Source organism: Aquipseudomonas alcaligenes NBRC 14159 (genome assembly GCF_000467105.1).
Classification (GTDB): domain Bacteria; phylum Pseudomonadota; class Gammaproteobacteria; order Pseudomonadales; family Pseudomonadaceae; genus Aquipseudomonas; species Aquipseudomonas alcaligenes.
Map to the genome: position 1 here is coordinate 1 of NZ_BATI01000117.1, position 863 is coordinate 863.

Annotated in this window: 1 protein-coding gene; it reads left to right on the top strand. The window is 44.0% G+C overall.

What is annotated here, in order from left to right; all coding sequences use genetic code 11:
* Positions 1-81: 81 nt before the first annotated feature.
* A partial coding sequence (locus tag PA6_RS23265; RefSeq protein ID WP_021703215.1) for a methyl-accepting chemotaxis protein occupies positions 82-863 on the top strand: 782 nt, incomplete at its 3' end.

Sequence of the window (863 nt, forward strand, 5' to 3'; positions counted from 1 at the left end):
CCCTAGCTTTATCGTAACGCTAAAGAAATTGGGCTTAATGCCGAATACAATAAAATAAAACAGCCAACCCTTGAGGCTCTTATGCGCCAGAATTTACCAGTGACGGGTCGAAACTTAGAACTCCCAAAAGATACCAATATTCTTTCGACTACCTCCCCTCAAAGCCATATCACGTACATTAATCCTGACTTCATTAAAATCAGTGGTTTCACTGAGGAAGAACTATTAGGCCAGCCTCACAACATCGTAAGACACCCAGATATGCCGCCTGCTGCATTTGAGCATATGTGGAGTACATTAAAATCTGGCCGCTCATGGATGGGGCTAATAAAAAATCGCTGTAAAAATGGCGACCACTATTGGGTAAGTGCTTATGTAACGCCAATAGCTAAGAATGGTTCGATTGTTGAATACCAGTCTGTAAGGACCAAGCCTGAACCTGAGCAGGTTTTGGCTGCGGAAAAATTATATGCTCAATTGAGAAGCGGGAAGGCCGCGAGGCCGAAATGGGCTGCTAGCTTTTCCGTGAAAATACTCTTGCTCATATGGGGTAGTATTATATCAAGCGCAATGGCTGCCGGCATGCTTACTGATACATCAATAAGCAGCTTATTGTTAGCTACTTTAATGTCAGGAAGCTTAAGCTCTGTTAGTGTTTTGGCTATTCTCTCTCCTCTTGGAAGACTGGTTGAAAGAGCCAGGAATATTTCCAATAACCCATTAAGTCAATCCCTCTACACTGGGCGCACCGATGAGTTTGGCCAAATAGAGTTTGCTTTACGAATGATGCAAGCTGAAACAGGCAGCGTAGTAGGTCGCATAGGTGATGCATCAAATCGGCTTAGCGAACACACCCAAAGCCT